This is a genomic window from Acinetobacter sp. YH12131 (assembly GCF_013418635.1).
GTDB classification, from domain to species: domain Bacteria; phylum Pseudomonadota; class Gammaproteobacteria; order Pseudomonadales; family Moraxellaceae; genus Acinetobacter; species Acinetobacter towneri.
In genome coordinates, this window is the sequence record NZ_VPBQ01000010.1 from 70,082 (window position 1) to 90,976 (window position 20,895).

Here is a 20,895-nt window from a genome sequence, read left to right on the forward strand (position 1 = left end):
TCTAGACCCAGTGGAAATCAGACCTCTTCTGACCCACACATACTGGAGATACCCCATGAGTGGTAAGCATCCTTTAGTACAAGCTGTTGAAAATGCACAGCTTAAGCAAGACATCCCAGCTTTTGCACCAGGCGATACAGTTATCGTTCAAGTAAAAGTAAAAGAAGGTGATCGTGAGCGTCTTCAAGCATTTGAAGGTGTGGTAATTGCGAAGAAAAACCGTGGTTTGAACTCTGCGTTCACAGTACGTAAAATTTCTAGCGGTGTTGGTGTTGAGCGTGTTTTCCAAACTCACTCTCCAATCGTTGCTAAAATCGAAGTGAAACGTCGTGGTGACGTTCGTCGTGCTAAACTTTACTACCTACGCGAATTGTCTGGTAAAGCTGCACGTATTCGTGAGAAATTACCAGCACGTAAACAAGGTTAATTTTAACTTTGCTTTACAGCTAAAAAATGCGCCGTCTAGGCGCATTTTTTTATGTCTGAAATTTGAGTTTATAAGCCTTTTAATTTTAAGCGGTTGGCATGTTGGCGATAGATGGCAACAGGGTCGGGTGCAAATGTTCCTTTAAGGCCGAACAATAAATTAATTTCATCTAGGTGATTCCAGGCAAAATCATCACGGATGGTTTTGCCAAATTTAGCACTGCATACAGATACAATTCCATCATTTTTACCTGCTTTATGGGCAGAGAGCAAATCAAGGGCTTGCATCGCTGCATCACTCGGGTCTAATGGATTGGTAACGGCTTTATTGCCTGTCATTGAATACAAATACATGCCTTGTTCATAGGCTTTGCCCTCGCCACATGCAGTTAAGGGTAAGCCTACACGAAAGCGTTGGTTAAATTCGGCTGTACCTTCAATGGAGGTGCTTTGCCCTGCAGCAAGTGCATCATGTGGAAAGGCATCGCCATCTAAACCTTGTGCCCACAAAATAACTTTACCAAAGCTGCTGATGAGTAGATTGAGGAGTTCAGACGTACCTGTGCTGTTGGCAACTTGAAGCACATCGGAAGCTACGACAGTCCCTTGATTGGCACCGCCCATGGTCATGACCGATGCAACGTGTTGTGGCATTACGCCTGCAGCATAACGAACAGCATGTGCTCCATGACTATGTCCAATTAAATTAAGCTTGTTTGCACCTGTAGTGGCCATAACTTCTTGGAGTTGTTGAATATATTGTTCACCACGGACTTCGCTAGAATTAAAGGGTGACATGCGTGCCGCCCAAGGTTGTGCGCCATGCCGTGCTAGATCAGGCAAAATTTGATACCAGTAATCCATACCCAGTGCATCGCTGCCAAGTCGATTAAAACCGACCATACCGTGTGCAAACACAATTGGATATTTGGTTTTGGCGTAACTGGAAAGTATGAAAGGTGCATCCACTTTTTGTAAATTGGATGCATGGCTAAAGTTGCTGCTGAGTAATAAACAACCCGCAACAGTGAGAAGGTGCGTTATTTTCATAGGCTTTTTTATTCTTAGATAAGTTATTGGTGTGTTGTTGAGGTGGAGATATAAAAAATCCCTGCTAGAGCATTTGGCAATAGCAGGGATTTGAGGTGATTTTTATAAACCTTGTAGTTTTAAACGGTTGGCATGCTGACGATAGACATCAACTGGGTCTGGAGCAAAAATGCTTTTTAAACCTAACAGTTGGTTGACTTCATCTAAGTGATTCCAATGGTAATTGTCGCGAACAGTTTGACCAAATTTAGCACTACAGCGTGAAACCAGACCATCGTTATCGCGACCATTATCAATGAGTAAACTGGTGGCTAACATGGCTGAATCTGGATCAAGTAAGTTGGTGACTGCACTGGTACCTGTAAATGAATAGAAATGGATACCTTTTTCTTGATAAGCGCCCTCACCACAACTGGTGGTTGGCATACCCATTGGGAATTTTTTGTTGAATTCTGCTGAGCCAGCTAAAGTTAAGCTGTTTGCTCCTGCCAATGAGTCATGTGGATAGCTGTTTGGGTCTAAACCTTGTGCCCAAGTAATCGTTTTGGAAACCAAATTGACCATATCAATTAAGGGCTGTTCAAGTGGTGTGCCTTGTGCTTTTAAAATAAAGTCAGCCACTGGTGAACCTTTGTTTGGTGCACCTACCGCAGTGAGTGAAGCTACTTTAGATGGCATTACACCTGCTACATAACGAATTGTTGGTCCGCCATGTGAGTGACCAATTAAGTTCACTTTGCTTGCACCCGTAATTGCCAGAATTTCATCCACTTGTTGAGCCAGTTGCTCACCACGAATTTCTGATGAGTTAAACGGAGATACGCGGGTTGCCCAAGTGTTCGCACCATTACGTGCTAAATTCGGTAAAATTTGATACCAGTAGTCGACACCAAGTTGGTCGTTACCAATCGTTGTAAATCCAGCCATGCCGTGAGTAAACACAATTGGATATTTGGTTTTGGCATAATTAGAGTAAACAAAGTTGGATTTCACTTGGTCTGCATTTGATGCATGTGCAGTGGTGAATGTGCTTGCTGCAATTAAGCCTGCAATGAATAGTCCATATTTCATATAACATCCTCTATTTTTATTGTGCTTTCCTAGCATGACAACATCTATTGTCAATTTTTATTATTCAGGAAACTTGCCATAAAGCAAGCCCTGAATGATAAATGGTGTTCAAAAAAGCATTGTGGTGGTACAACTTTTTTGGATATTCAAGTGATACCCGTGACAACACGTTTAATGGGCAAAATCAAACCTGAGGTAGATAAACACCTTATAAACCTTGAAGTTTCAAACGGTTGGCATGTTGTCTGAATAAAGTTACAGGGTCTGGTGAAAATATCCCTGTTAAGCCAAACATCATATTGGCTAGGTCAGTATGGTTCAGTCGGTAGTTGTCTCGAATCACATGGCCAATATGGGTACTACAACGCGCGACCATTCCGTCATTATCTTTGTGGCCATAAGACAACGGCCCTAATTGCATTAAAATACTATCAATGTCCAGTAAATTGGTGGTTTGTGAAACACCTGTCCAAGAATAGTAATGAATCCCACGATCTACTTTGGCACCGCTGGTATTACAGTTGGCAGCAAGCGCTGTGGTTGGGAAACGTCTGTTAAAATCGGCAGAGGCCGTTTCAGTGAGTGATGCCATTGAAGCATCAAAATCAATAGGCATGTCGGGTTGAGCTTGTGCCCAGCTAATCAGTGGTGCGACCATATAATCGCCCAAAATATTAAAAGCGGTACGTGATAAACGATTGTTCTGAATATCATCGGCAACTTTTGAACCGCGGAATGTACCTGCTACACCTGTAATTGAGGCAACATATTCAGGTTTGGTAGCAGCCACATAACGCACCGTTGGACCGCCATGCGAGTGACCAATTAAATTGACTTTGGCCTTGCCTGTGATGGCCATGACTTCTTCGACTTGGGCAATTAACTGTTCACCGCGAAATTCTGTACGATGTGCAGGCGAGAGCTGTGCTGCAAAAACGGTAGAGCCATTGCGTGCCAGATCAGGCAAAATTTGATACCAATAATCCATATTAAAGGTTTCATTGCCAATGCGTGACCAGCCTAGCCAGCCATGCACCATTAACAATGGATATTTGGTTTTGGCATAGTCTGATTTGACTCGTTCCTGAACAGCTAAAACGCTTGGCGCTGCTTGGGCTGTGCTTGTCATTCCGTATAGACAGCCGATTGCTGCCAGTGAAAGGGCACGTGTGTAATTGATCATGGTCATAACAATCCTGTGTTCTTTATTTTTATGGTGAAAAATTGTGATCTAAGCGCCTCCCTTACAGCTTAGTCTTTGTTGCCTGTTGGTAGTCATCTACGACTATTTTTTGTACGATTCGATATTTTTCCATGTGCCATACATAAAAAACATATCATTTGAGGACAGTTCTAGGCTGTGAATAAACAGATTTGTAAAAATAATTTAATATACAAATGTCTTTAAATATTAAGTATATGCGTAACTTAATATCTTGCTTGAAATGTGTGAAAGGGTACACTGAAACAATAAAAAATAGGGCAGTGATGTGCCCTATTTCTTTGCAGTTGAATACAGCAGATTGTTCAATCTGCAAAAGGTAGTTTGCCGCCTTGATCATGCACTTGTTCAAAAGTGTCTAAACGTAATTGTTCTTGAGGGTTGCTAAAATGCTGGGTGCGCAGTTGTTGTACCGCTTGTTGTTTGGCATTTTGGCTCATACCGCTTTTCATGATCTGATCACGCTCAGTCAAATAGCCTTGTACCCGAGATTTCCACTGACTACGTTGTCCATCTAACTGTTCTAAACGCTGAGTAGCTTCTGGGCCTACCAAGTTTAGACGCATGTCACGAATTTCTGCGGCAGAACCGCCACGTGCTTTAATTGCTGCGGTTAAACTGCGCAAATCCTGTAAAGTATTTAACTGCTCTAAATTCTCCTGCCAATCTTGCGGGAGTTGTTTAAATAATTCCTGTAATTTTTGCGCTTTTTCAGCTTCGGACAATTTTTTATCATCCATCACCGCCATGCGTTTTAAGGTGTATTCGTGGTAGATATCTTCCGTACCAAATAAACCTTCAATTTCATAATCTGAAAAATACTGTTTACGCAGATTTTGCATATTGCTAAAAATGCTGCGGTAATATTGCGGATCTTCCTGACTCAAGTTCGGTGTTTGCAGTTGCCCCAACGCATTTCTGTAGTCTAAATAACGCTGCCATAAATCTAAAATTTGCGATAAAGCAGGCTCTTTATGGCTTTGCGTAATATAGGCTTTAAAATCTGTACTGATTGCTTCAAGGCTCTTTTCGCCATATTGGGTAATAAAATATTCAAAACAATTGCGGGTTTGTTCATTAACGATCAGGCGGTTGCTTGAATCTAGTCGGAGCTGACAATTGATTTCGGTATCTTGCTGGCTTGGACTTAAAAATGACGCAGCAGCGTTATTGTGCATGGCCTGCTGCATGCGTATCTGTTCAGCACTTTGTGTATCTGCAGTCTGTTCATGAGAAGTAGATTCAGATGTGCTTGACTGCGGCATCAGCCAATACACCAAAGCGGCGATGGCTAGAATCACAACAGCTAAAACAATCCATATTTTATTTTTCTGCATTCCGATGCACCTGTTTCATCCGTTTTATTTTTTTAATCGGGTTTCAATATGCCATAAAAGTTGGTAGCTGTTCTAGAAAAGTTGTCATTTATCTCGGCAGATTGTTACCATGACGCAGTTTTGCTTTGACTTACTTTTTGCTATGAAATCATCTGCGGCTAAAATTCAGCGTCGTGCCATTAGTGGTGTGTTTTTATTAAATAAACCTTTGGGGATTAGTTCCAATGCGGCTTTGCAAAAAGTACGCTGGTTGTATCGGGCGCAAAAAGCAGGGCATACGGGGGCATTAGACCCATTGGCTTCAGGTTTGTTGCCTATTTGTTTAGGTGAGGCCACCAAGTTTTCACATTATTTACTCGATTCTGTAAAACGCTATCAGACCACCATTCAATTCGGGCATAGCACCACGACAGGTGATGTAGAAGGTGAAGTCTTGTTACAGCAAGTTGTGCCAGCATTGAGCCAAGAAAAAATTGAACAGGTTTTGACGCAGTTTCAGGGCGATATTATGCAAGTTCCGCCCATGTATTCTGCCTTAAAAAAAGAAGGTCGTCCGTTATATGAGTTAGCTCGTCAAGGCATAGAAATTGAACGTGAAGCGCGCCCAGTTACCATTTATGCGATTGAGTTACTGTCCTTTACCGAAAACAGTATCACGCTGGATGTTACCTGTTCCAAAGGCACGTATATCCGTGTGTTGGGTGAAGATATTGCCAAAGCTTTAGGTACTTATGGACACCTGACTTATTTGCATCGGATTAAAACGGGGCATTTTGACCTGATTCCGAGCTATAGCATTGAATATTTAGAAAGTTTAAGTGAAGCAGAACGCGAGGCTTTATTGCTGCCTGCGTATGCACCTGTACAGCATTTTCCACAGGTTCAGGTGCCTGAAGGTCGGGCTGAATATTTTAGCCGAGGCATGGAAAGTAATATCGAGCATCCTGCTGTTGCACAAGTATTGGTGTTTGATGGTGAGCGTTGTTTAGGCTTGGCAGAAATTACCGACAAAAAACGCTTGGTGCCTAAACGAGTGTTAAATCTTTAAAATGCAGTGAGATAGCTTATTTAAACTTGTGCTATGAAGACGTAAAGTTTCTCATACAAATCTTTGCAGGATTTCAGCTTCATGCCCTATACAGTAATTAGAGCTAAAAACTGAAATTAAAAACCGACAATAAAACCGAGCGTTGCGTTAGCCAGTGACATTTGCTTGCCAGCCAGCATCGGTTTAAAACAAGAGGTCTGCATATGAATATTTTTGAAGCTTTGCGCCAGAGTCACGAGATTCAACGAGATTTAGCCACCCAACTCATTCAAACTTCGGGTGATAGTCCTGAGCGCAGAGCTTATTTTGAACAACTCAAAAACGAATTGTTTGCCCATGCCGTGGCAGAAGACCGTTATTTTTATATCCCTTTGATGATGATGGATGCAGGGTTGAATATTACCCGCCATGCCTTGTCTGAACATCATGAAATTGATGAGTTGCTGGAACAGTTGACCGAAACTGAAATGAGCAATACAGGCTGGTTGGCTGTGGCCAAACAATTGTCAGAAAAAGTCCATCACCATTTAAAAGAAGAAGAACACGGTTTTTTCCAACAGGCAGGCAAAATTTTATCTGAATCGCAAAAACAAAGTTTGGCCAAACAATACTTGGCAGAGTATGAAAAATATAAACAAATGTCTAAAGACAGTTTGGTTTAAGTTTTCATTCAAAATGCCATTTAAGCACTGTGTGGCTGTTTGGATTTTTTCACGGCTCTAAAGGTCACACCAACTGAAGCCAGCATAATGCAGCACAAAGCCAGCCATTGCAGGCTGGTGATTTTCTCACCCAATAAAACCAAACCTGTAAGTGCAGCCAAAGCAGGCGACAAACTGGACAGTGTGCCATAGCTCATTTTGCTGAGTTGTTTCAGCGCTTGTAAATCTAAAGCATAAGGAATGGCGGTGGCGAGTACTGCAATGGCAAGTGCTTTGCCCCAATATTGAGTTTCAAACATTGCGGGTGCATTGTTATACAATCCAAATGGAATTAGGGCCAAAGCCGAAATACTGATGGCGATGGTTAGTGCATGCATGCCAATATTTTGCTGTACCACTTTTTGGCCAAAGTAAATATAAAAGGCCCAGCATAGACCTGCACCCAAAGCGAAGGCTGCGCCCAAGATGCTAAAATTATCGCCGTGAGCTTGTCCCCATGGCACCATGAAAATAATGCCTAAAATGGCCAAGAACACCCAGATATAATCTTTACGGTTTTGAATGGACAATAACGCCAAACCCAAAGGCCCGACAAATTCCAAACCCACCGCAATGCCTTGCGGTAATTTGCCCAAAGACAGATAAAACAAAATATTCATGCAGCCCAAGGCTGCGCTATAACACAATAAATCACGCCATTTTAAATACGACAGCCGCGAAAGAATTTGCCATGAGCGAAACATGATTGCCACAATCACGCTGGCAAAGCACAGCCGTAAAATTGTCACGCTAAGCGGGTCGAGTACCTGAAAGAGTTGTTTGGCAAATGAGGCACTGATTTGATAGGAGATCATGGACAGAACCATGAACAACACCGCAGTGAGTTGGGCGTTTGGCATGAGGCAGGAAAATACTCTAAAGCGTCAGAATAGGAATACGGGGGAGATTATACCAAGTTTAAAATACTAGCGGGTTGCAGCACGATGCTGTGTAGATGCAGCAGACATAAAAAACCACAGTACGCTGACTGTGGTTTTTTGTAGCATGCGCTGGTGGTATTAGAACAATACACGTACGCGAATTGTGCCTTCAACTTCATGCAAGGTATCAAGCGCTTCTTTAGATGCCGTTGCATCAACGTCCATTACCAAGTAACCGACATCACCTTTGGTCATAAGTGACTGACCAGAGATGTTGATGCCGTGTTCAGCAAACAGGTTGTTAATTTTAGACAATACACCTGGAATATTTTGGTGAATGTGTAATAAACGGTGTTTGCCTTCGGTTAATGGTAGTGCAATTTCTGGGAAGTTCACTGCAGATAAAGTCATACCTTTATCTGAATATGCAACGAATTTCTCTGCAACTTCTAAACCAATGTTCGCTTGTGCTTCCATTGTCGAACCACCCACGTGCGGTGTTAAAATCACGTTTGGCAGGTTGCGTAGTGGAGAAACAAACTCTTCACCATTGGCTTTTGGTTCTTTCGGGAACACGTCAACTGCAGCACCTGCAATATGACCTGATTTGATCGCATCAGCCAAATCTTCAATAACGACACAGGTACCACGTGCTGCGTTAATGAAAATAGAGCCTTCTTTCATTTGTGCAAATTGTTCTTTTGCCATGAAATTACGGGTAGATGGCACATCTGGAACGTGTAAAGAAACCACGTCTGCATTTGCCAATAATTCGCCCATTGAGCCAACTTGACGTGCATTACCTAAAGGTAATTTGGTTACTGCATCATAATAAATCACGTGCATACCCATGCTTTCAGCTAAAACTGAAAGTTGAGAACCAATTGAACCGTAACCCACGATACCTAAAGTTTTGCCACGTGTTTCAAATGAACCTACAGCAGACTTGTTCCAGCCACCTGCATGTGTATCGGTTGATTTTTCAGGTACGCGACGTAGCAATAAAATTGCTTCAGCCAATACCAATTCTGCAACCGAACGGGTGTTTGAATAAGGGGCATTGAAAACTGGAATACCACGTTCCATTGCTGCAGTTAAGTTCACTTGGTTTGTACCAATACAGAAACAACCTACCGCAATTAGTTTGTTCGCAGCTTCAAAAACTTCTTCAGTTAGCTGTGTACGTGAACGAATTCCAATGAAATGCGCATCTTTAATCGCTTCTTTTAACGCATCGCCCTCAAGCGCCGTTTTACGATAATCGATGTTGGTATAACCCGCTGCATTTAACACGTCGATTGCGTTCTGGTGTACGCCTTCTAACAACAAGAAACGAATTTTATCTTTAGGTAGTGAAAGATGTTGGCTCATTACGGCTCCGCTACAAAGGCCAAATTTAGTGGCGGTATGATAACATAGGAGATGGGTCGATATACATTTCCTTTATGACCAAGAGTGCAGGTATTTTTTGTCAGATATAATCTCTTTCAGAAATATTGCCCAAAATTACCCTGTTCTTACCACGTTATATTATCGGAATTGCCAATATTCACAGGTTTTTCAAAAAAATCGCTTATAATAAGCGGCACACATGAAAGCCAACCCACGCTGTTGCTTTGATGCACATATTTAGTCTGCAGTATCTTCAAATTGATCAAGATATGCAGACAGTCGCTTTTCTTCCTGTTTAATTCTTGCTAGGTCTGCAAACGATGAATGCTCCAGTCGCTTTAACCCCTGAGTTATTGACCCAATTAACGGCAATAGTCGGTGAAAACCGTATTAAAACGGATGCCGATAGCCTCCAAAACTGGGGTCGTGACCATACAAAGCATTTTGATCCGAACCCATCGGTCATCGTTTTCCCATCAAGCACAGAGCAAGTACAAGCCATTGTAAAACTGGCGAATCAGTTTAATGTGGCCATTACTCCATCGGGCGGACGTACAGGTTTATCTGCGGGTGCGGTGGCAGCCAATGGTGAAATTGTAGTCAGCATGGACAAGATGAACCAAATCTTGGAATTTTTCCCTGCAGACCGTATGGTACGTGTGCAAGCGGGTGTGGTGACTGAGCAACTACAAAACTATGCCGAAGAACAAGGCATGTATTATCCAGTCGATTTTGCATCTTCAGGTTCTTCACAAATTGGCGGTAATATTGGTACCAATGCGGGCGGTATTAAAGTCATTAAATACGGCATGACCCGTAACTGGGTGTTGGGTCTGACTGTGGTAACAGGCAAAGGAGATATCCTGCGTCTGAACAAAGGCATGATCAAAAACGCAACAGGTTATGCGCTGCAACATTTATTTATTGGCGGTGAAGGCACACTTGGCTTAGTGACCGAAGCTGAAATTAAGCTAGAACGCCAACCGCAAGATTTGCAAGTGATGGTGTTGGGCGTACCTGATTTTAATTCGGTGATGCCTGTATTACATGCTTTCCAAGCTAAAATTGATCTGACTGCATTTGAATTCTTTGGTGAATTGGCGATGCAAAAAGTCTTGGATCATGGTCATGTGCAACGTCCATTTGAAACCGAATGTCCATTTTACGTGTTACTTGAATTTGAAGCGCCATTTGAGCCAATTATGGACAAGGCGATGGAAATTTTTGAACACTGTATGGAACAAGGCTGGGTGATGGATGGCGTATTGAGCCAAAGCCTAGACCAAGTTGAAAGTTTATGGCGTTTGCGTGAAGACATTTCTGAGTCGATTGCACCGTTTATTCCATATAAAAACGATATTTCAGTATTGATTACTCATGTTCCTGCATTTATTCAGGAAATTGATGCAATTGTGGCAGAAAACTATCCTGACTTTGAAATTTGCTGGTTCGGCCATATTGGTGATGGTAACTTGCACCTGAACATTCTAAAACCTGCAGATTTAAGCAAAGATGAATTCTTTGCCAAATGTCAGGTAGTGAATAAGTATGTATTTGATACTGTAAAGAAATATGATGGTTCAATTTCTGCAGAACACGGTGTAGGCATGACCAAAAAACCATATTTGGAATATTCACGTTCGGCTGAAGAAATTGAATATATGAAAGCGCTGAAAAAAGTGTTTGATCCTCAAGGCATTATGAATCCAGGCAAATTATTTGATTTGTAATTCATTGCGCCTTTCATTTATTCGCGTGGTTAGATTTTCGTGAATGAGATGTAGCAAATTAATTGTAGTGAATTGAAAAACGCATCCTCGTGATGCGTTTTTTTATGCCGCTGTTTTAATTTTACATTTCTGTTCTAGCGTTTCTGCTCGAACAAGGCATCATAGAAGCATAAATAATAATCAACATTTTGGAGGAGTTATGTTGCGTTTAATCACGGTTTCCGCATTGGGTGTTGCGTTATTGTCAGGCTGTGCGACTACACAGAATATTATTTCACAAGTTACGCCTGCAGAAACACCTTTGGCGCAGGTACTCAAACAACGTCCAGATTTGCGTAAAGAATTGGCTACCGTTGAAATTCGTCAATACTTTAACCGTGTCGAAGCACCAACTGTGGCAGAAGTAAAAATTACCGAAACAGGCTTAATGGATGATTCGGTACGTTCAATTCGTAGTATTTATCACTTTAAAAATATTAATGGACAATGGCAGCAGGGTGATGTGCAAACCGCTTACTTATGCGCACGTGGTAAAAATACCAAGACTTTCCAAAGCAAAAAATGTCCTTAAATTGCTGTAGGGCTTAGGTAAATCTTGCATGATGTTCTAAAAATGCAACAAAGCGTCTGTGGATAATACTCGTGTTATCCACAGCTTTTATTTAGGATGACTTCATTCGATTCAAAAACGTGTGAGCGCAGCATGTCCATCAAAACTCTAGCATTTCTACACCGCAATGATAGCCGTTTTGCCGTGGGTGATTTTTATCCTGTGCTTTCGGTATTTTCACATTATGAATTGGGCAATACTGTATCGCCTTAACCCGCTGAAGGAGGTGATGCCTAACTTGGTCTGATGTCACATCAAGTGCCGCAATTTATTTAACGGACTTAAAAAATGCGCCATAAATTTGCCATTCAACTCTGTTAAACTGCAGCTCAATTTTCTATTTTTATGGGCTAAACGCGGCTGACTTGCATCGTTTTGTCCTTTATAACTCATGCCACAGCAGCAAAAAAATACCATTCAACGTGCCACACTCATGTTTCCCTTGGCTTTGGTCTTGTTTGAGTTCGCGGTTTATATTGGCAATGACTTGGTTCAACCCGCGATGTTGGCCGTCACACAAGATTTTGGTGTCAGTAGTGCATGGGCAGCTTCGTCCATGTCATTTTATTTGCTGGGGGGTGCTTGTGTGGCGTGGTTATTGGGGCCACTCTCTGACCGTTTGGGACGCAAAAAAGTATTATTGGGCGGCGTGGCATTTTTTACCCTAACCTGTTTATTGATTTTATTGACTCAGAACATTGAAAGCTTCCTTGTTCTTCGTTTTTTTCAAGGTTTTGGTTTGTCAGTCATTAGTGCAGTCGGTTATGCGGCTATTCAGGAAAACTTTGCAGAACGTGATGCAATTAAAGTCATGGCGCTCATGGCGAACGTCTCTTTACTTGCTCCCTTGCTCGGCCCAGTCTTAGGTGCATTTATGATTGAGCATGTTTCTTGGCATTGGGGTTTTATCGGCATAGCACTGTTGGCATTTTTGAGTTGGTTTGGACTGAAAGCCAAAATGCCTGAAAATCAGCAGCGTATTCCCAAACCTCCATTTCGAGATGTATGGGATGATTTTAAACAAGTTTTTCAAAATACCAGATTCTTAGGTTTGACATTGGCGCTGCCCTTATTGAGCATGCCTTTAATGTTGTGGATTGCGTTATCTCCTGTGATGTTGGTGGAAGAGTTAGGCTTTAGTAGTCTGCAATACGGTTTGGCGCAGTTTCCTGTTTTGGGTGGTTTGATTTTAGGCAATCTGGTACTGATGAAAGTCATTGACCGTTTACCTTTAGGAAAAACAGTCTTGATTGGTTTACCTTTAATGTTGTTGGGTAGTGTGCTGATCGTATTGGGGGCAATTTGGCATAGCTATTTTGTTTGGTGTTTGGTGATTGGTATGAGCTTGATTAGTTTTGGTGAGGGAATGAGCTTCTCAGTCTTATACCGTTTCGCCTTAATGTCATCGGAAGTGTCTAAAGGTACTGTTGCTGCTAGTGTTTCAATGCTATTGATGCTGTGCTTTTTTATTGTGATTGAACTGGTGCGTGTTTTATATATGCGGTTTGATATTTGGGCGTATAGTTTGGCTTGTTTGGTGCTGATAGCGCTCTGGTTTAGTTTGCCACGCATGATGCTTAAACAGGTGATGCAGGAGCGAGTTGCTGCAGGGCAGTTTTAAGGGGTTAAATTTTTCAGCTGCATCATAAAACAAGGTGATGTGGCATCACCTTGCAAACATTTGATTTATAAATTAAAGTTGAGAAAATGTGCAATATGATGAAAGCTGAAAAGGACTTGCAGATTAAGCTTGTACTGGTTGTTCCATCTTTTTCAATTTAGCATCAAAAACAAATGGGCCAAAAGGTAAAATTGAAGCAATTAAGCCCAAAATAAACATTTTAAGAGACCATTTTTGTTTTTCGCAAACCACAAAAAGCACTACTAAAAATGCGATAAACAATACGCCGTGTCCCATACCTACATATTTCACTAAAATTGGGTTATCGAACAAATATTTCATGGGCATAGCAATAAATAACAACAATAAGAATGAAATACCTTCTAGGAACCCAACCCAACGTAATGTTTTAATATTCATGCCCAAATCTTTTTCATGTCGATAAAACAGCAGTGTAGCGCAAATAGTGACAATAGCAAAGACGAGCTGTTGCGAGCTCTGCACATTGATGAACTAGATACGATGGCTGCAAAATTGAGCTAATTTTGTGCAAGTTAGTAGCAAGTTATTCAAAAACGAGTAAGTGTGGTTATGAAATACGACCGATATAAAGCAAGAAGAGCTGCATTGAGTGTCGTTTGAGAATAATCCTAAAAAAGATAAATTTTACTTTTTGCGGATAAGTCGAAAGGCATGTGTATAACCCTTAACTTATCCACAATTGGTAATAAATGTTTTATTGAAAATGCATCATGCTCGCTTAAATAATCCCACAGGCAATTCGCTCACCGCCGCCGCCCAATGGTTTTGGATGGTCAGCATAGTTATCACCGCCTGCATGAATCATCAAGGCCAACCCTTCAACTTGTGCCAATGTTAAACGGGGTGCAATCACAGTCACTTTGGCTGTTCCGTCGTTTGCAACACTTAAAGCCGGTAAGTCCCCTAAATGTCCTGTCAGCGGTGTACCATGATTCGGGATATTTTTGGGATTAAAATGTCCGCCCGCTGCCAAAGCAGCAACCATTTTTCCATCTTTTTCTGCTACTGCACATGAACCTTTTTCATGGATATGAAAACCTCGTTCGCCTGCAGGGAGTTGTTGGAGTTGGGGGTGAATGACTAAGCCTGCTGCACTGTCACGCAGTTCAACCGTACCTAATTCCTTGCCAATCCCTTGTGCTGAAACAGCATGCATTTTTAAGATTTTAGATTTTTGTTGTGTGGTCGCGGTGGTGCTGCAACCCATAAGTACTAGGCTGCTAAAAGCAGCAAGACTGGCAAATTTGAGTATTGAGCGCATAAAAGACATCCTGTTTGTTGTGCATAATATTTAGGGATGTCTTGATTGAAGCAAAGTTAGCTCCGTTACAATACAACGTTTGCGTAGTAGTATGTATGTACTGTGTTGAGCTGATTTATTCAGATCAACACAGCCATGTGAGCAATATGATCAGTAAAACAGCTTAATCAAGCTTTGAATTGGATGATGAATCGTCTTCAGGGAGATCATGCGCAAGCGTGGCTTTGGGCAACATTAAAGCTTCGGGCTGGTTGTTTTCATGCAACCATTCACGCCAAATGGCCAGTAACACGGCCAAAATCACAGGGCCAATAAATAGACCAATTAGACCAAAACTGGCAATTCCACCTAAAACTCCAAACATGATTAACAGGAATGGAATTTGAGTTGCACCTGAAATCACCAAAGGACGAATCACGTTATCGGCAGTGCTGACCACACATACGCCCCATGCCATCACGCCAATCGCTTCCATCGTATGCCCTTGGCTAAATAACCACAGCGAAACCGAACCATAAGCTAAAGGTGGGCCAAACGGAATTAAGGCAAATAAGAAAGTCACAATGGTTAGCACCATTGGGTTAGGTACCCCAGCGACAAAATAGCTCACGCCTGCGAGTAAAGCCTGCGCAATTGCAGTGAGTCCAACGCCATAAACCACAGCACGTGTGGTTTCAGAAATAGTATCTAAATAGTGATGAATACGTGGCCCAATCACCATTTCTAGCGCTTTGCTGACTTGATGCAAGATGGTGTGACCATCGCGGTAGAAAAAGAATAATGACAGCAGGGCAAAACCCAGTTTGATCAGGTTTTTGCTGACTTCATTAATCACCACTTTACCGTAATTCAAATGCCCTTGAATCCATAAGGAAATGGATTGCACAATGCTGTTCGGATCGTGATTAATTTCTTTAAGGGTGCGGGTGACTTCTTTACCAATAATAGGTAAATTGCGAATGAAATCAGGGACATTTAAGTGTCCAGAAAAGACCTGTTTTTGTAATTCGTAATATAAGTTGCGACCTTCATGTTGCAGGATAAAAATGGCAAAAGTGAGTGGAATGCCGACCACCAACGTGACCATCAGCATCATTAAGGCTGCGCTAAGCGTAGGACGATGACCGCATAAACGTAGCACCGACTGATATAGTGGCCAGCTCATATAGGCAATGATTGCTGCCCAAACAACAGGAACAATAAAATATTTGAGTATGTGAAAACCCAAAAAGATCAGGACAAAAAACAGTCCAAACAATAAAATTTTTTGTAATGTTGGCGCGTACTGTTGCACTGAATTCACTGAAACATTCCTAAGGTCATGTGCCATATTAACTGAAAAAAAAGCTCCCGAAAACGAGAGCTTGGTAAGTTCTGGTGAATAAGTTCTAAACGGTGGCGATTCTAGGCTTTAAAACCATTGAGCAGGGTCATCTACAATGGCATTCAGTACAGGCTGCCATTGATCTTGCATTTGCAGATAAGTTTTTTGGGTTTTATCAAAAATACTTAAACCTTGCATTGCCAATTGTCCATAGGCTGCACGTTCTGAAATCCATGCCACAGGCTGTTGCTCGATTTTCTGGAAAAAATCCTGAATATCTTTAGAGCTGGCAGAGTTGGGTTTGACCCGATTGGCCAACAGCAAAATTTGGACTTTGCCTTTACGAATCCGCTTAATGTCTTGTAAGTGTTTTAAGAAGCGACGGGTGGAGTCAATGTCAAAAAATGAAGGCTGTAGAGGTGTGATAATGGCATGTGCTTCGCTAATCAGCTGCTCGGCATGCTCACCCGATAACGCACCAGGTGCATCAATAATTAAATATTCAATGTTTTTGGGTGCATCGCCAATCGACTTTTCATGACGCCAATCTAAACTTTGAATTGGAGCGGCTGTTTCTGGTCGTTGTTTTAACCATTGCAGCGCAGATTTTTGATTGTCGGCATCCGCCAAAGCAACTTTATAGCCTTTTTGTGCAAGCGCAGATGCTAAACTAATAGCCGTAATGGTTTTTCCACAGCCACCTTTTTGGTTGGCAATTAATATAGTTTTCATGACCCTCGAATCGATTTTAATCTGCTCATCCCTAGCATATCATTGTTTTGTGCTCGGAATATGACAGTTGACAAAAGTCGTATCGAGTTCTGCAAAAAAGGTTTAGGAAGGTTTTATGTCAATCTGGATGGCGATGCTGATTGGTGCCTGTATAGGCGTGGTGCTGACCACCTTAATTTTAAGCAATAGCCGCAATGGACGGATTAAAGCCGAGTATGAACAATATATTGCAGAAATTGAACTGTCACATCAGCAGGCATTATTGCAGGCACAAAAGCGCAGTGTAAATACCAGTCGTGCGGTACTGAAAGGCAAAATGGCAGAGCAATTAGCACCGATTATGCCTGAATTTCAGTATTTACCGAGCGATGCCAAATTTTTAGGTGATCCTGTTGATTATATCGTGTTTGATGGCTATACCGATTATCGGGATGGCAATGGGCATGCCGAAGATATTGCAATCGTCCTAATTGATATTAAAAGTGGTGGCGCACGTTTGACCAAAGGTCAGCAAGCAATTGCGCAGGCCATTCAGCAGGGCAGACTGCGTTTTGAAACCATTCGGATTGATTTTGAGGATTGTGATTAAAGAGGTTTATGTACTCGCGCCAATAACATGCGCTGTGCAAGACTGGGGATATCTGCAGCATCAACATATTGGATTTCACCCAACTCAAAACCAGTTTCCAGTAGGGCAATTTCAATGTCACGGTTTAAGTGACAGCCATCTGCAACTTTCTTTTGAATTGGTGTGAGCAGATGTTGTAAACGCTGAACATTCAAATTTTGTCGATTTAAAACGTGTTCTACGAGGTGCAAAGTGCCGCCCGGTTGTAAGACACGATAAATCTCTCGCAAGCTTTGTTCTAGGTCTGGAATACTGCACAACGTCCAAGTGGATACCACATGCTGTAATTGATTATTTGCAAAAGGCAGTTGTTCTGCACTTGCGGTGATCTGCTCAACCACGAACGGTGCTGCATCAATTCGTTCCTGCGCCAATTGGAAAATTGCTGCATTGGATTCTAAGGCATACAGGGTATCTACACCTTGATAAAAAGGTAAATTTAAACCCGTACCAAAGCCAATTTCCAAAACCTCGCCCGATACGCCCAATAAAAGCTCACGTCGTAAATCCATTAAGGATGGAGTTTGCATGACCTGATTCAGCAAGTGCGGGAAAATATGTTTTTGATAAAATTTATAGAGCATGTGCAGATCTAATTATTGATTTTTATGCCGATAAGCTTAGCTGAAATTACAGGGTTTTTGCCATGTCAGAATGAGCCAATGACTGCATTTTGTTACCAATTTCAACTATTGTATTCATGATATGTGATTAAGATAAATATAGATAGATGAATTTAATAGGCAGATTTTAAGATGAACACGCATATTTCGCTAAAACTCACGGCATTGTTACTGACTCTGGCTTTGCCATGTTCCGTCTATGCTGCGGTCGAGCGTAATATTGCCAAAGGCTTGCCTCCTGTCATGAAAGGTCAGTCGATTGAAGTGTTGCAACCTTTTAAGGGTGATTTTCGAATTTTGGGTTCAAAAACCTATCAAGATGATGCCCAAGCCAAATTTTCTCCGATTGATTATGCGGTGAGTTGGGGCTTGTTTGCTGAGCCTGAAATTGCCCGTCATATCACAGTCAATCAATATGACCGCTATTTAAACTGGAAAATAGACCGTTTACCTGTGCCTGCTGAACAAGCCATGCAAATGGTATCTAATATGCACATCATTCCTGCCAACCCAAAAATTGCCAAAGACATTCAAAAAGTAAAACGAGGTGATTTGGTACGTTTAAAAGGTGAGTTGGTTGAAGTGAAAGATCACGACTTGGTTTGGACATCCTCTCTTACACCCACCGATACGGGGGATGGTGCTTGTGAAGTATTTCGCGTTAGTTCAATTCAGTGGATTGAAAAAGTCAAAAGCTGAGTGTGATGTTTAGTTTAGAGTTTGAATTGTAGATACTTGCCGAAACTGTATCTCATACACGGTAAACAGCTTGAGTATTGCTCCACGTGAAACGTACACATCCCTAATAAAAAACCGCATGATTAGGTTTAACTTTCATGCGGTTTTTGCTTGGTTAAAGTTGTTTTTATTTGGCGCTGAGGGCTAGCGTTTCAAACTGAACGCCATCCCAACCGTGCTGCATAAACTGGCGGATATTTTGATGATCAGTTCCATCAGGTGTTGCAAGTACTGAAGCATAATGTTCTGCAAATAGGCTGAGGGTTTGCGCCTGATCTAAGCCATTGAGTTTCGCAAATGAAAATATTTTGGCACTGCCCTGATTTTCATTGGCGGCGTTGAGCTGTTGCCCATTTTTGAAAGCAGTTGGCGTGTAGGTGTAACGTGCTTCAATAAATGAGAGCACATCGGTAAATATTGCAGTGCCTGCTTCAAGTTGCGCCAATAATTCCTGAGCCATCCTGTCCTCCATTGCGCCTAAAAATAACATGCAGACTAGCGCAATTTTTATGGCAAAGTCTATGTGTTTTTTGAGTGTACATTCGCATTTAAAATCATGATTCTTGTATAGTGTGATCAGGTTTTAATTGTGCGGTGATGGTTCATTCATCTCACTTTTTTTCATTAGGATTCAAAACACAATGAATTGGCTTTTGGTAGCAATGGGCGGTGCAATTGGCGCAAGTTTACGTTATGCCGCAAGCCTGTATTTATTTAAATCGGCACAGCATTTTCCATGGGCAACGTGGTCGGTCAATCTGTTTGGCTGCTTTTTGGCAGGTGTATTTTTTGCATTGAGTCAGAAATATCCTGTGTTGCAGCAGGAAGCCCGCTTATTACTGATGGTAGGTATTTTAGGTGGCTTTACCACTTTTTCCAGTTTTAGTTTGGAAACTTGGCAACTCTTAAGACATGGACAGCAAGGTATGGCGTTTAGTTATGCGCTTTCCAGTGTGGTTTTGGGAGTGATGTTGCTGGGATTGGGTTTTTATGTGATTCAACAGTTTTTAAAACATTAGATTAGGGTCTGTACCAAATCAATCGTTGAGTAGAAAAATCCATTAGATAAAAATTATAAATAAAAAGAAGCCCAAGCTGGAGGAGAGTGCTTGGGCTTTGAAGATAGAGGATATCCCATCGTTTCGATGAGCAATCTTGCTATGTTTAAAATATAAAACAGAAAACTTAACTGAATATGAAGTGATTGTGAGATTTTGCAATAAAACTCAAGCTTAGCGTTTGAAACGTGCAAAGCGTTTGTTGAAGCTCGCGACACGTCCTTCATTACTGGTTTGACGTTGTTCACCTGTGTAGAACGGATGCGATGCGCTTGAAATATCCAAAGTCACATAAGGATATACCTTGCCTTCATATTCTTTACTTTGGCTGCTTTGCAAGGTGCTGCCAATCACCAAATAGGCATTGGCGTTGGTGTCGTGGAATAAAACTTCACGATATTCTGGGTGGATATTCGGACGCATGAGATTTCTCCAAACTAAGTGTGTAATTTGTGAAATGTTATAACATAACAATTAATTTGGCAAATAAAACCCACATGCATTCTTTCTAGTGAGTTTTACATCAAAAATTATCCAATCCCTTTTTAAACCTGTTGTATAAGGGCTGTCATTGAGGGAATAGTGTCTGCACAGATTAAATAATTTTTTCTATTGGAAGTGAAAAGGCATCGTAAGAACAAGTTTGACCCATGCCATTTTAAGGCATAAAATGGCATTCAGTGGTATGTATGGAGTAGATGATGACAACATTGGTAAAAAAACGAGTTCAATACACGGTTGATCAGGCAATTATGGAATCGGCAGAATACATTATGACAAAAGTTGGTCTGACGCCTGCCACTGTAATGAGCATGGTTTACGCTGAAATTGCACGAACTGGAAAAATACCTGTCACGACTCAAGTGAGTGACGAGGATTTGAATACAGCAAGATTAATCGCGATGAGCCATAATGTTCCTAGTGTAAAAGTGTCTAGCGCTGCGGATACTGCTGCTTTTTTAGAAGATGATGGCGGCTACTAATGACCCAACAACTCTATTGGGCTTATGTTGGCTTTACAGATATTGCCGATGGTAAGACCAGACCTGTGTTGTATATTCGCCAAACGGACACCGACTATGTTGTATTCCGTTTAAGTAGTCAGTACGAAAATAAGTCTGCTTTTATTAAAAGCAAATATGTGGAAATTAAAAACTGGCAACAGGCTGGTTTAAAAAAGCCATCGTGGATTGATACAGTACAAACATATCAGCTGCCTATCCAAAAAACACAACTCACTTATATTGGACAACTGTCTGCCGATGATCTGGAATGCTTAATCAAACACCTTGAAATTCAATAATTTGAATTTCATCGTTTCAACTTGAATGAATCGGTTTAGATAACAAAAAATCCTCCTACATTTGGGAGGATTTTTTGTCTGGATTATAATTTTAGTT

At 41.5% G+C, this 20,895-nt stretch carries 24 protein-coding genes and 1 pseudogene; 12 read left to right on the forward strand and 13 right to left on the reverse strand.

All coding sequences use genetic code 11. The features are described 5' to 3' along the window. The first annotated feature begins 55 nt into the window (after window positions 1-55). Window positions 56-427, forward strand: coding sequence for a 50S ribosomal protein L19 (gene rplS, locus FTU66_RS08870; protein WP_004974529.1), 372 nt, complete (start codon window positions 56-58; stop codon window positions 425-427). A gap of 68 nt (window positions 428-495) precedes the next feature. On the opposite strand, the gene FTU66_RS08875 is transcribed toward rplS, so the two are convergent. The 4 genes from FTU66_RS08875 to FTU66_RS08890 form a co-directional block, all read right to left on the reverse strand. Further along, window positions 496-1,476 (reverse strand): triacylglycerol lipase, encoded by a 981-nt coding sequence (locus FTU66_RS08875; RefSeq protein ID WP_180112687.1) that lies wholly within the window; start codon window positions 1,474-1,476, stop codon window positions 496-498. A gap of 102 nt (window positions 1,477-1,578) precedes the next feature. Next, window positions 1,579-2,547: a triacylglycerol lipase gene (locus tag FTU66_RS08880; protein WP_180112688.1), complete on the reverse strand. Its 969-nt coding sequence runs from the start codon at window positions 2,545-2,547 to the stop codon at window positions 1,579-1,581. A gap of 208 nt (window positions 2,548-2,755) precedes the next feature. Further along, window positions 2,756-3,676 (reverse strand): triacylglycerol lipase, encoded by a 921-nt coding sequence (locus FTU66_RS08885; RefSeq protein WP_228278957.1) that lies wholly within the window; start codon window positions 3,674-3,676, stop codon window positions 2,756-2,758. 398 nt (window positions 3,677-4,074) lie between these two features. Beyond that, window positions 4,075-5,106 carry a lipase secretion chaperone gene (locus FTU66_RS08890; RefSeq protein ID WP_180112689.1) on the reverse strand — a complete coding sequence of 344 codons (1,032 nt, stop codon included), beginning with the start codon at window positions 5,104-5,106 and terminating at the stop codon, window positions 4,075-4,077. 142 nt (window positions 5,107-5,248) lie between these two features. Between FTU66_RS08890 and truB the strand changes: the two genes are divergently transcribed. Further along, the gene (gene truB / locus FTU66_RS08895) at window positions 5,249-6,154 is read left to right on the forward strand and encodes a tRNA pseudouridine(55) synthase TruB (protein WP_168460794.1); all 906 of its coding nucleotides are present in this window, start codon (window positions 5,249-5,251) and stop codon (window positions 6,152-6,154) included. Between the two features lie 203 nt (window positions 6,155-6,357). After that, window positions 6,358-6,816 (forward strand): hemerythrin domain-containing protein, encoded by a 459-nt coding sequence (locus FTU66_RS08900; protein WP_168418489.1) that lies wholly within the window; start codon window positions 6,358-6,360, stop codon window positions 6,814-6,816. Window positions 6,817-6,836: 20 nt separating this feature from the next. Here FTU66_RS08900 and FTU66_RS08905 read toward each other — a convergent pair whose 3' ends face one another. Beyond that, on the reverse strand, window positions 6,837-7,715 hold the full coding sequence (locus FTU66_RS08905) for a DMT family transporter (RefSeq protein ID WP_180112690.1): 879 nt from the start codon (window positions 7,713-7,715) through the stop codon (window positions 6,837-6,839). Between the two features lie 159 nt (window positions 7,716-7,874). Then, entirely contained in the window at window positions 7,875-9,107 is a 1,233-nt protein-coding gene (gene serA / locus FTU66_RS08910) for a phosphoglycerate dehydrogenase (RefSeq protein WP_168418491.1), read from the reverse strand. A gap of 341 nt (window positions 9,108-9,448) precedes the next feature. Between serA and FTU66_RS08915 the strand changes: the two genes are divergently transcribed. The 4 genes and pseudogenes from FTU66_RS08915 to FTU66_RS08930 all read left to right on the forward strand — a co-directional run bounded on the left by FTU66_RS08915 (window position 9,449) and on the right by FTU66_RS08930 (window position 13,089). Further along, window positions 9,449-10,858, forward strand: coding sequence for an FAD-binding oxidoreductase (locus FTU66_RS08915; RefSeq protein ID WP_154320282.1), 1,410 nt, complete (start codon window positions 9,449-9,451; stop codon window positions 10,856-10,858). Between the two features lie 199 nt (window positions 10,859-11,057). Beyond that, on the forward strand, window positions 11,058-11,429 hold the full coding sequence (locus tag FTU66_RS08920; RefSeq protein WP_180112691.1) for a hypothetical protein: 372 nt from the start codon (window positions 11,058-11,060) through the stop codon (window positions 11,427-11,429). 138 nt (window positions 11,430-11,567) lie between these two features. Beyond that, window positions 11,568-11,678, forward strand: a pseudogene (locus tag FTU66_RS08925) (pirin family protein); the annotation flags it as partial. Window positions 11,679-11,859: 181 nt separating this feature from the next. Next, window positions 11,860-13,089, forward strand: coding sequence for an MFS transporter (locus tag FTU66_RS08930; RefSeq protein ID WP_180112692.1), 1,230 nt, complete (start codon window positions 11,860-11,862; stop codon window positions 13,087-13,089). A 123-nt stretch (window positions 13,090-13,212) separates the two neighbouring features. Here the strand turns inward: FTU66_RS08930 and FTU66_RS08935 are convergent, their stop codons facing one another. From FTU66_RS08935 to FTU66_RS08950, 4 genes are all read right to left on the reverse strand, one after another. Further along, a complete protein-coding gene (locus FTU66_RS08935; protein ID WP_179989060.1) occupies window positions 13,213-13,509 on the reverse strand; it encodes a DUF3817 domain-containing protein in 297 nt (98 codons plus the stop codon). A gap of 340 nt (window positions 13,510-13,849) precedes the next feature. Next, a complete protein-coding gene (sodC, locus tag FTU66_RS08940; RefSeq protein ID WP_179989059.1) occupies window positions 13,850-14,392 on the reverse strand; it encodes a superoxide dismutase family protein in 543 nt (180 codons plus the stop codon). A 163-nt stretch (window positions 14,393-14,555) separates the two neighbouring features. Further along, window positions 14,556-15,695, reverse strand: coding sequence for an AI-2E family transporter (locus tag FTU66_RS08945; RefSeq protein WP_131260611.1), 1,140 nt, complete (start codon window positions 15,693-15,695; stop codon window positions 14,556-14,558). Between the two features lie 108 nt (window positions 15,696-15,803). Then, window positions 15,804-16,448, reverse strand: a complete 645-nt coding sequence (locus tag FTU66_RS08950) for a ParA family protein (protein ID WP_004974554.1) — start codon at window positions 16,446-16,448, stop codon at window positions 15,804-15,806. A gap of 115 nt (window positions 16,449-16,563) precedes the next feature. Here FTU66_RS08950 and FTU66_RS08955 point away from each other — a divergent pair, with 115 nt between their 5' ends. Continuing rightward, window positions 16,564-17,037 carry a Holliday junction resolvase-like protein gene (locus FTU66_RS08955; protein WP_004974557.1) on the forward strand — a complete coding sequence of 158 codons (474 nt, stop codon included), beginning with the start codon at window positions 16,564-16,566 and terminating at the stop codon, window positions 17,035-17,037. Here FTU66_RS08955 and FTU66_RS08960 read toward each other — a convergent pair. Continuing rightward, the gene (locus tag FTU66_RS08960; RefSeq protein WP_179989058.1) at window positions 17,034-17,660 is read right to left on the reverse strand and encodes a class I SAM-dependent methyltransferase; all 627 of its coding nucleotides are present in this window, start codon (window positions 17,658-17,660) and stop codon (window positions 17,034-17,036) included. The genes FTU66_RS08955 and FTU66_RS08960 overlap by 4 nt on opposite strands. Window positions 17,661-17,831: 171 nt before the next feature. Between FTU66_RS08960 and FTU66_RS08965 the strand changes: the two genes are divergently transcribed. Continuing rightward, window positions 17,832-18,398, forward strand: coding sequence for a hypothetical protein (locus FTU66_RS08965; protein ID WP_179989057.1), 567 nt, complete (start codon window positions 17,832-17,834; stop codon window positions 18,396-18,398). A 166-nt stretch (window positions 18,399-18,564) separates the two neighbouring features. Here the strand turns inward: FTU66_RS08965 and FTU66_RS08970 are convergent, their stop codons facing one another. Further along, window positions 18,565-18,897 carry a HopJ type III effector protein gene (locus FTU66_RS08970; protein WP_179989056.1) on the reverse strand — a complete coding sequence of 111 codons (333 nt, stop codon included), beginning with the start codon at window positions 18,895-18,897 and terminating at the stop codon, window positions 18,565-18,567. Window positions 18,898-19,078: 181 nt separating this feature from the next. Between FTU66_RS08970 and crcB the strand changes: the two genes are divergently transcribed. Continuing rightward, window positions 19,079-19,456, forward strand: a complete 378-nt coding sequence (gene crcB, locus FTU66_RS08975) for a fluoride efflux transporter CrcB (protein ID WP_131260607.1) — start codon at window positions 19,079-19,081, stop codon at window positions 19,454-19,456. A 213-nt stretch (window positions 19,457-19,669) separates the two neighbouring features. Here crcB and FTU66_RS08980 read toward each other — a convergent pair whose 3' ends face one another. Beyond that, entirely contained in the window at window positions 19,670-19,918 is a 249-nt protein-coding gene (locus FTU66_RS08980) for a type B 50S ribosomal protein L31 (protein ID WP_180112693.1), read from the reverse strand. Window positions 19,919-20,196: 278 nt separating this feature from the next. Here FTU66_RS08980 and FTU66_RS08985 point away from each other — a divergent pair, with 278 nt between their 5' ends. Both FTU66_RS08985 and FTU66_RS08990 read left to right on the forward strand, forming a co-directional pair. Next, on the forward strand, window positions 20,197-20,478 hold the full coding sequence (locus tag FTU66_RS08985; RefSeq protein WP_136144463.1) for a type II toxin-antitoxin system RelB/DinJ family antitoxin: 282 nt from the start codon (window positions 20,197-20,199) through the stop codon (window positions 20,476-20,478). After that, a complete protein-coding gene (locus tag FTU66_RS08990) occupies window positions 20,478-20,798 on the forward strand; it encodes a type II toxin-antitoxin system PemK/MazF family toxin (RefSeq protein WP_004974601.1) in 321 nt (106 codons plus the stop codon). The genes FTU66_RS08985 and FTU66_RS08990 overlap by 1 nt, the downstream gene beginning before the upstream one ends. The last annotated feature ends 97 nt before the right edge of the window (window positions 20,799-20,895 follow it).

Coding starts and splice junctions, on each gene's coding strand:
- rplS (WP_004974529.1), top strand. CDS start 56: ATGAGTGGTAAGCATCCTTTAGTACAAGCTGTTGAAAATGCACAGCTT.
- FTU66_RS08875 (WP_180112687.1), bottom strand. CDS start 1,476: ATGAAAATAACGCACCTTCTCACTGTTGCGGGTTGTTTATTACTCAGC.
- FTU66_RS08880 (WP_180112688.1), bottom strand. CDS start 2,547: ATGAAATATGGACTATTCATTGCAGGCTTAATTGCAGCAAGCACATTC.
- FTU66_RS08885 (WP_228278957.1), bottom strand. CDS start 3,676: ATGACAAGCACAGCCCAAGCAGCGCCAAGCGTTTTAGCTGTTCAGGAA.
- FTU66_RS08890 (WP_180112689.1), bottom strand. CDS start 5,106: ATGCAGAAAAATAAAATATGGATTGTTTTAGCTGTTGTGATTCTAGCC.
- truB (WP_168460794.1), top strand. CDS start 5,249: ATGAAATCATCTGCGGCTAAAATTCAGCGTCGTGCCATTAGTGGTGTG.
- FTU66_RS08900 (WP_168418489.1), top strand. CDS start 6,358: ATGAATATTTTTGAAGCTTTGCGCCAGAGTCACGAGATTCAACGAGAT.
- FTU66_RS08905 (WP_180112690.1), bottom strand. CDS start 7,715: ATGCCAAACGCCCAACTCACTGCGGTGTTGTTCATGGTTCTGTCCATG.
- serA (WP_168418491.1), bottom strand. CDS start 9,107: ATGAGCCAACATCTTTCACTACCTAAAGATAAAATTCGTTTCTTGTTG.
- FTU66_RS08915 (WP_154320282.1), top strand. CDS start 9,449: ATGAATGCTCCAGTCGCTTTAACCCCTGAGTTATTGACCCAATTAACG.
- FTU66_RS08920 (WP_180112691.1), top strand. CDS start 11,058: ATGTTGCGTTTAATCACGGTTTCCGCATTGGGTGTTGCGTTATTGTCA.
- FTU66_RS08930 (WP_180112692.1), top strand. CDS start 11,860: ATGCCACAGCAGCAAAAAAATACCATTCAACGTGCCACACTCATGTTT.
- FTU66_RS08935 (WP_179989060.1), bottom strand. CDS start 13,509: ATGAATATTAAAACATTACGTTGGGTTGGGTTCCTAGAAGGTATTTCA.
- sodC (WP_179989059.1), bottom strand. CDS start 14,392: ATGCGCTCAATACTCAAATTTGCCAGTCTTGCTGCTTTTAGCAGCCTA.
- FTU66_RS08950 (WP_004974554.1), bottom strand. CDS start 16,448: ATGAAAACTATATTAATTGCCAACCAAAAAGGTGGCTGTGGAAAAACC.
- FTU66_RS08955 (WP_004974557.1), top strand. CDS start 16,564: ATGTCAATCTGGATGGCGATGCTGATTGGTGCCTGTATAGGCGTGGTG.
- FTU66_RS08960 (WP_179989058.1), bottom strand. CDS start 17,660: ATGCTCTATAAATTTTATCAAAAACATATTTTCCCGCACTTGCTGAAT.
- FTU66_RS08965 (WP_179989057.1), top strand. CDS start 17,832: ATGAACACGCATATTTCGCTAAAACTCACGGCATTGTTACTGACTCTG.
- FTU66_RS08970 (WP_179989056.1), bottom strand. CDS start 18,897: ATGGCTCAGGAATTATTGGCGCAACTTGAAGCAGGCACTGCAATATTT.
- crcB (WP_131260607.1), top strand. CDS start 19,079: ATGAATTGGCTTTTGGTAGCAATGGGCGGTGCAATTGGCGCAAGTTTA.
- FTU66_RS08980 (WP_180112693.1), bottom strand. CDS start 19,918: ATGCGTCCGAATATCCACCCAGAATATCGTGAAGTTTTATTCCACGAC.
- FTU66_RS08985 (WP_136144463.1), top strand. CDS start 20,197: ATGACAACATTGGTAAAAAAACGAGTTCAATACACGGTTGATCAGGCA.
- FTU66_RS08990 (WP_004974601.1), top strand. CDS start 20,478: ATGACCCAACAACTCTATTGGGCTTATGTTGGCTTTACAGATATTGCC.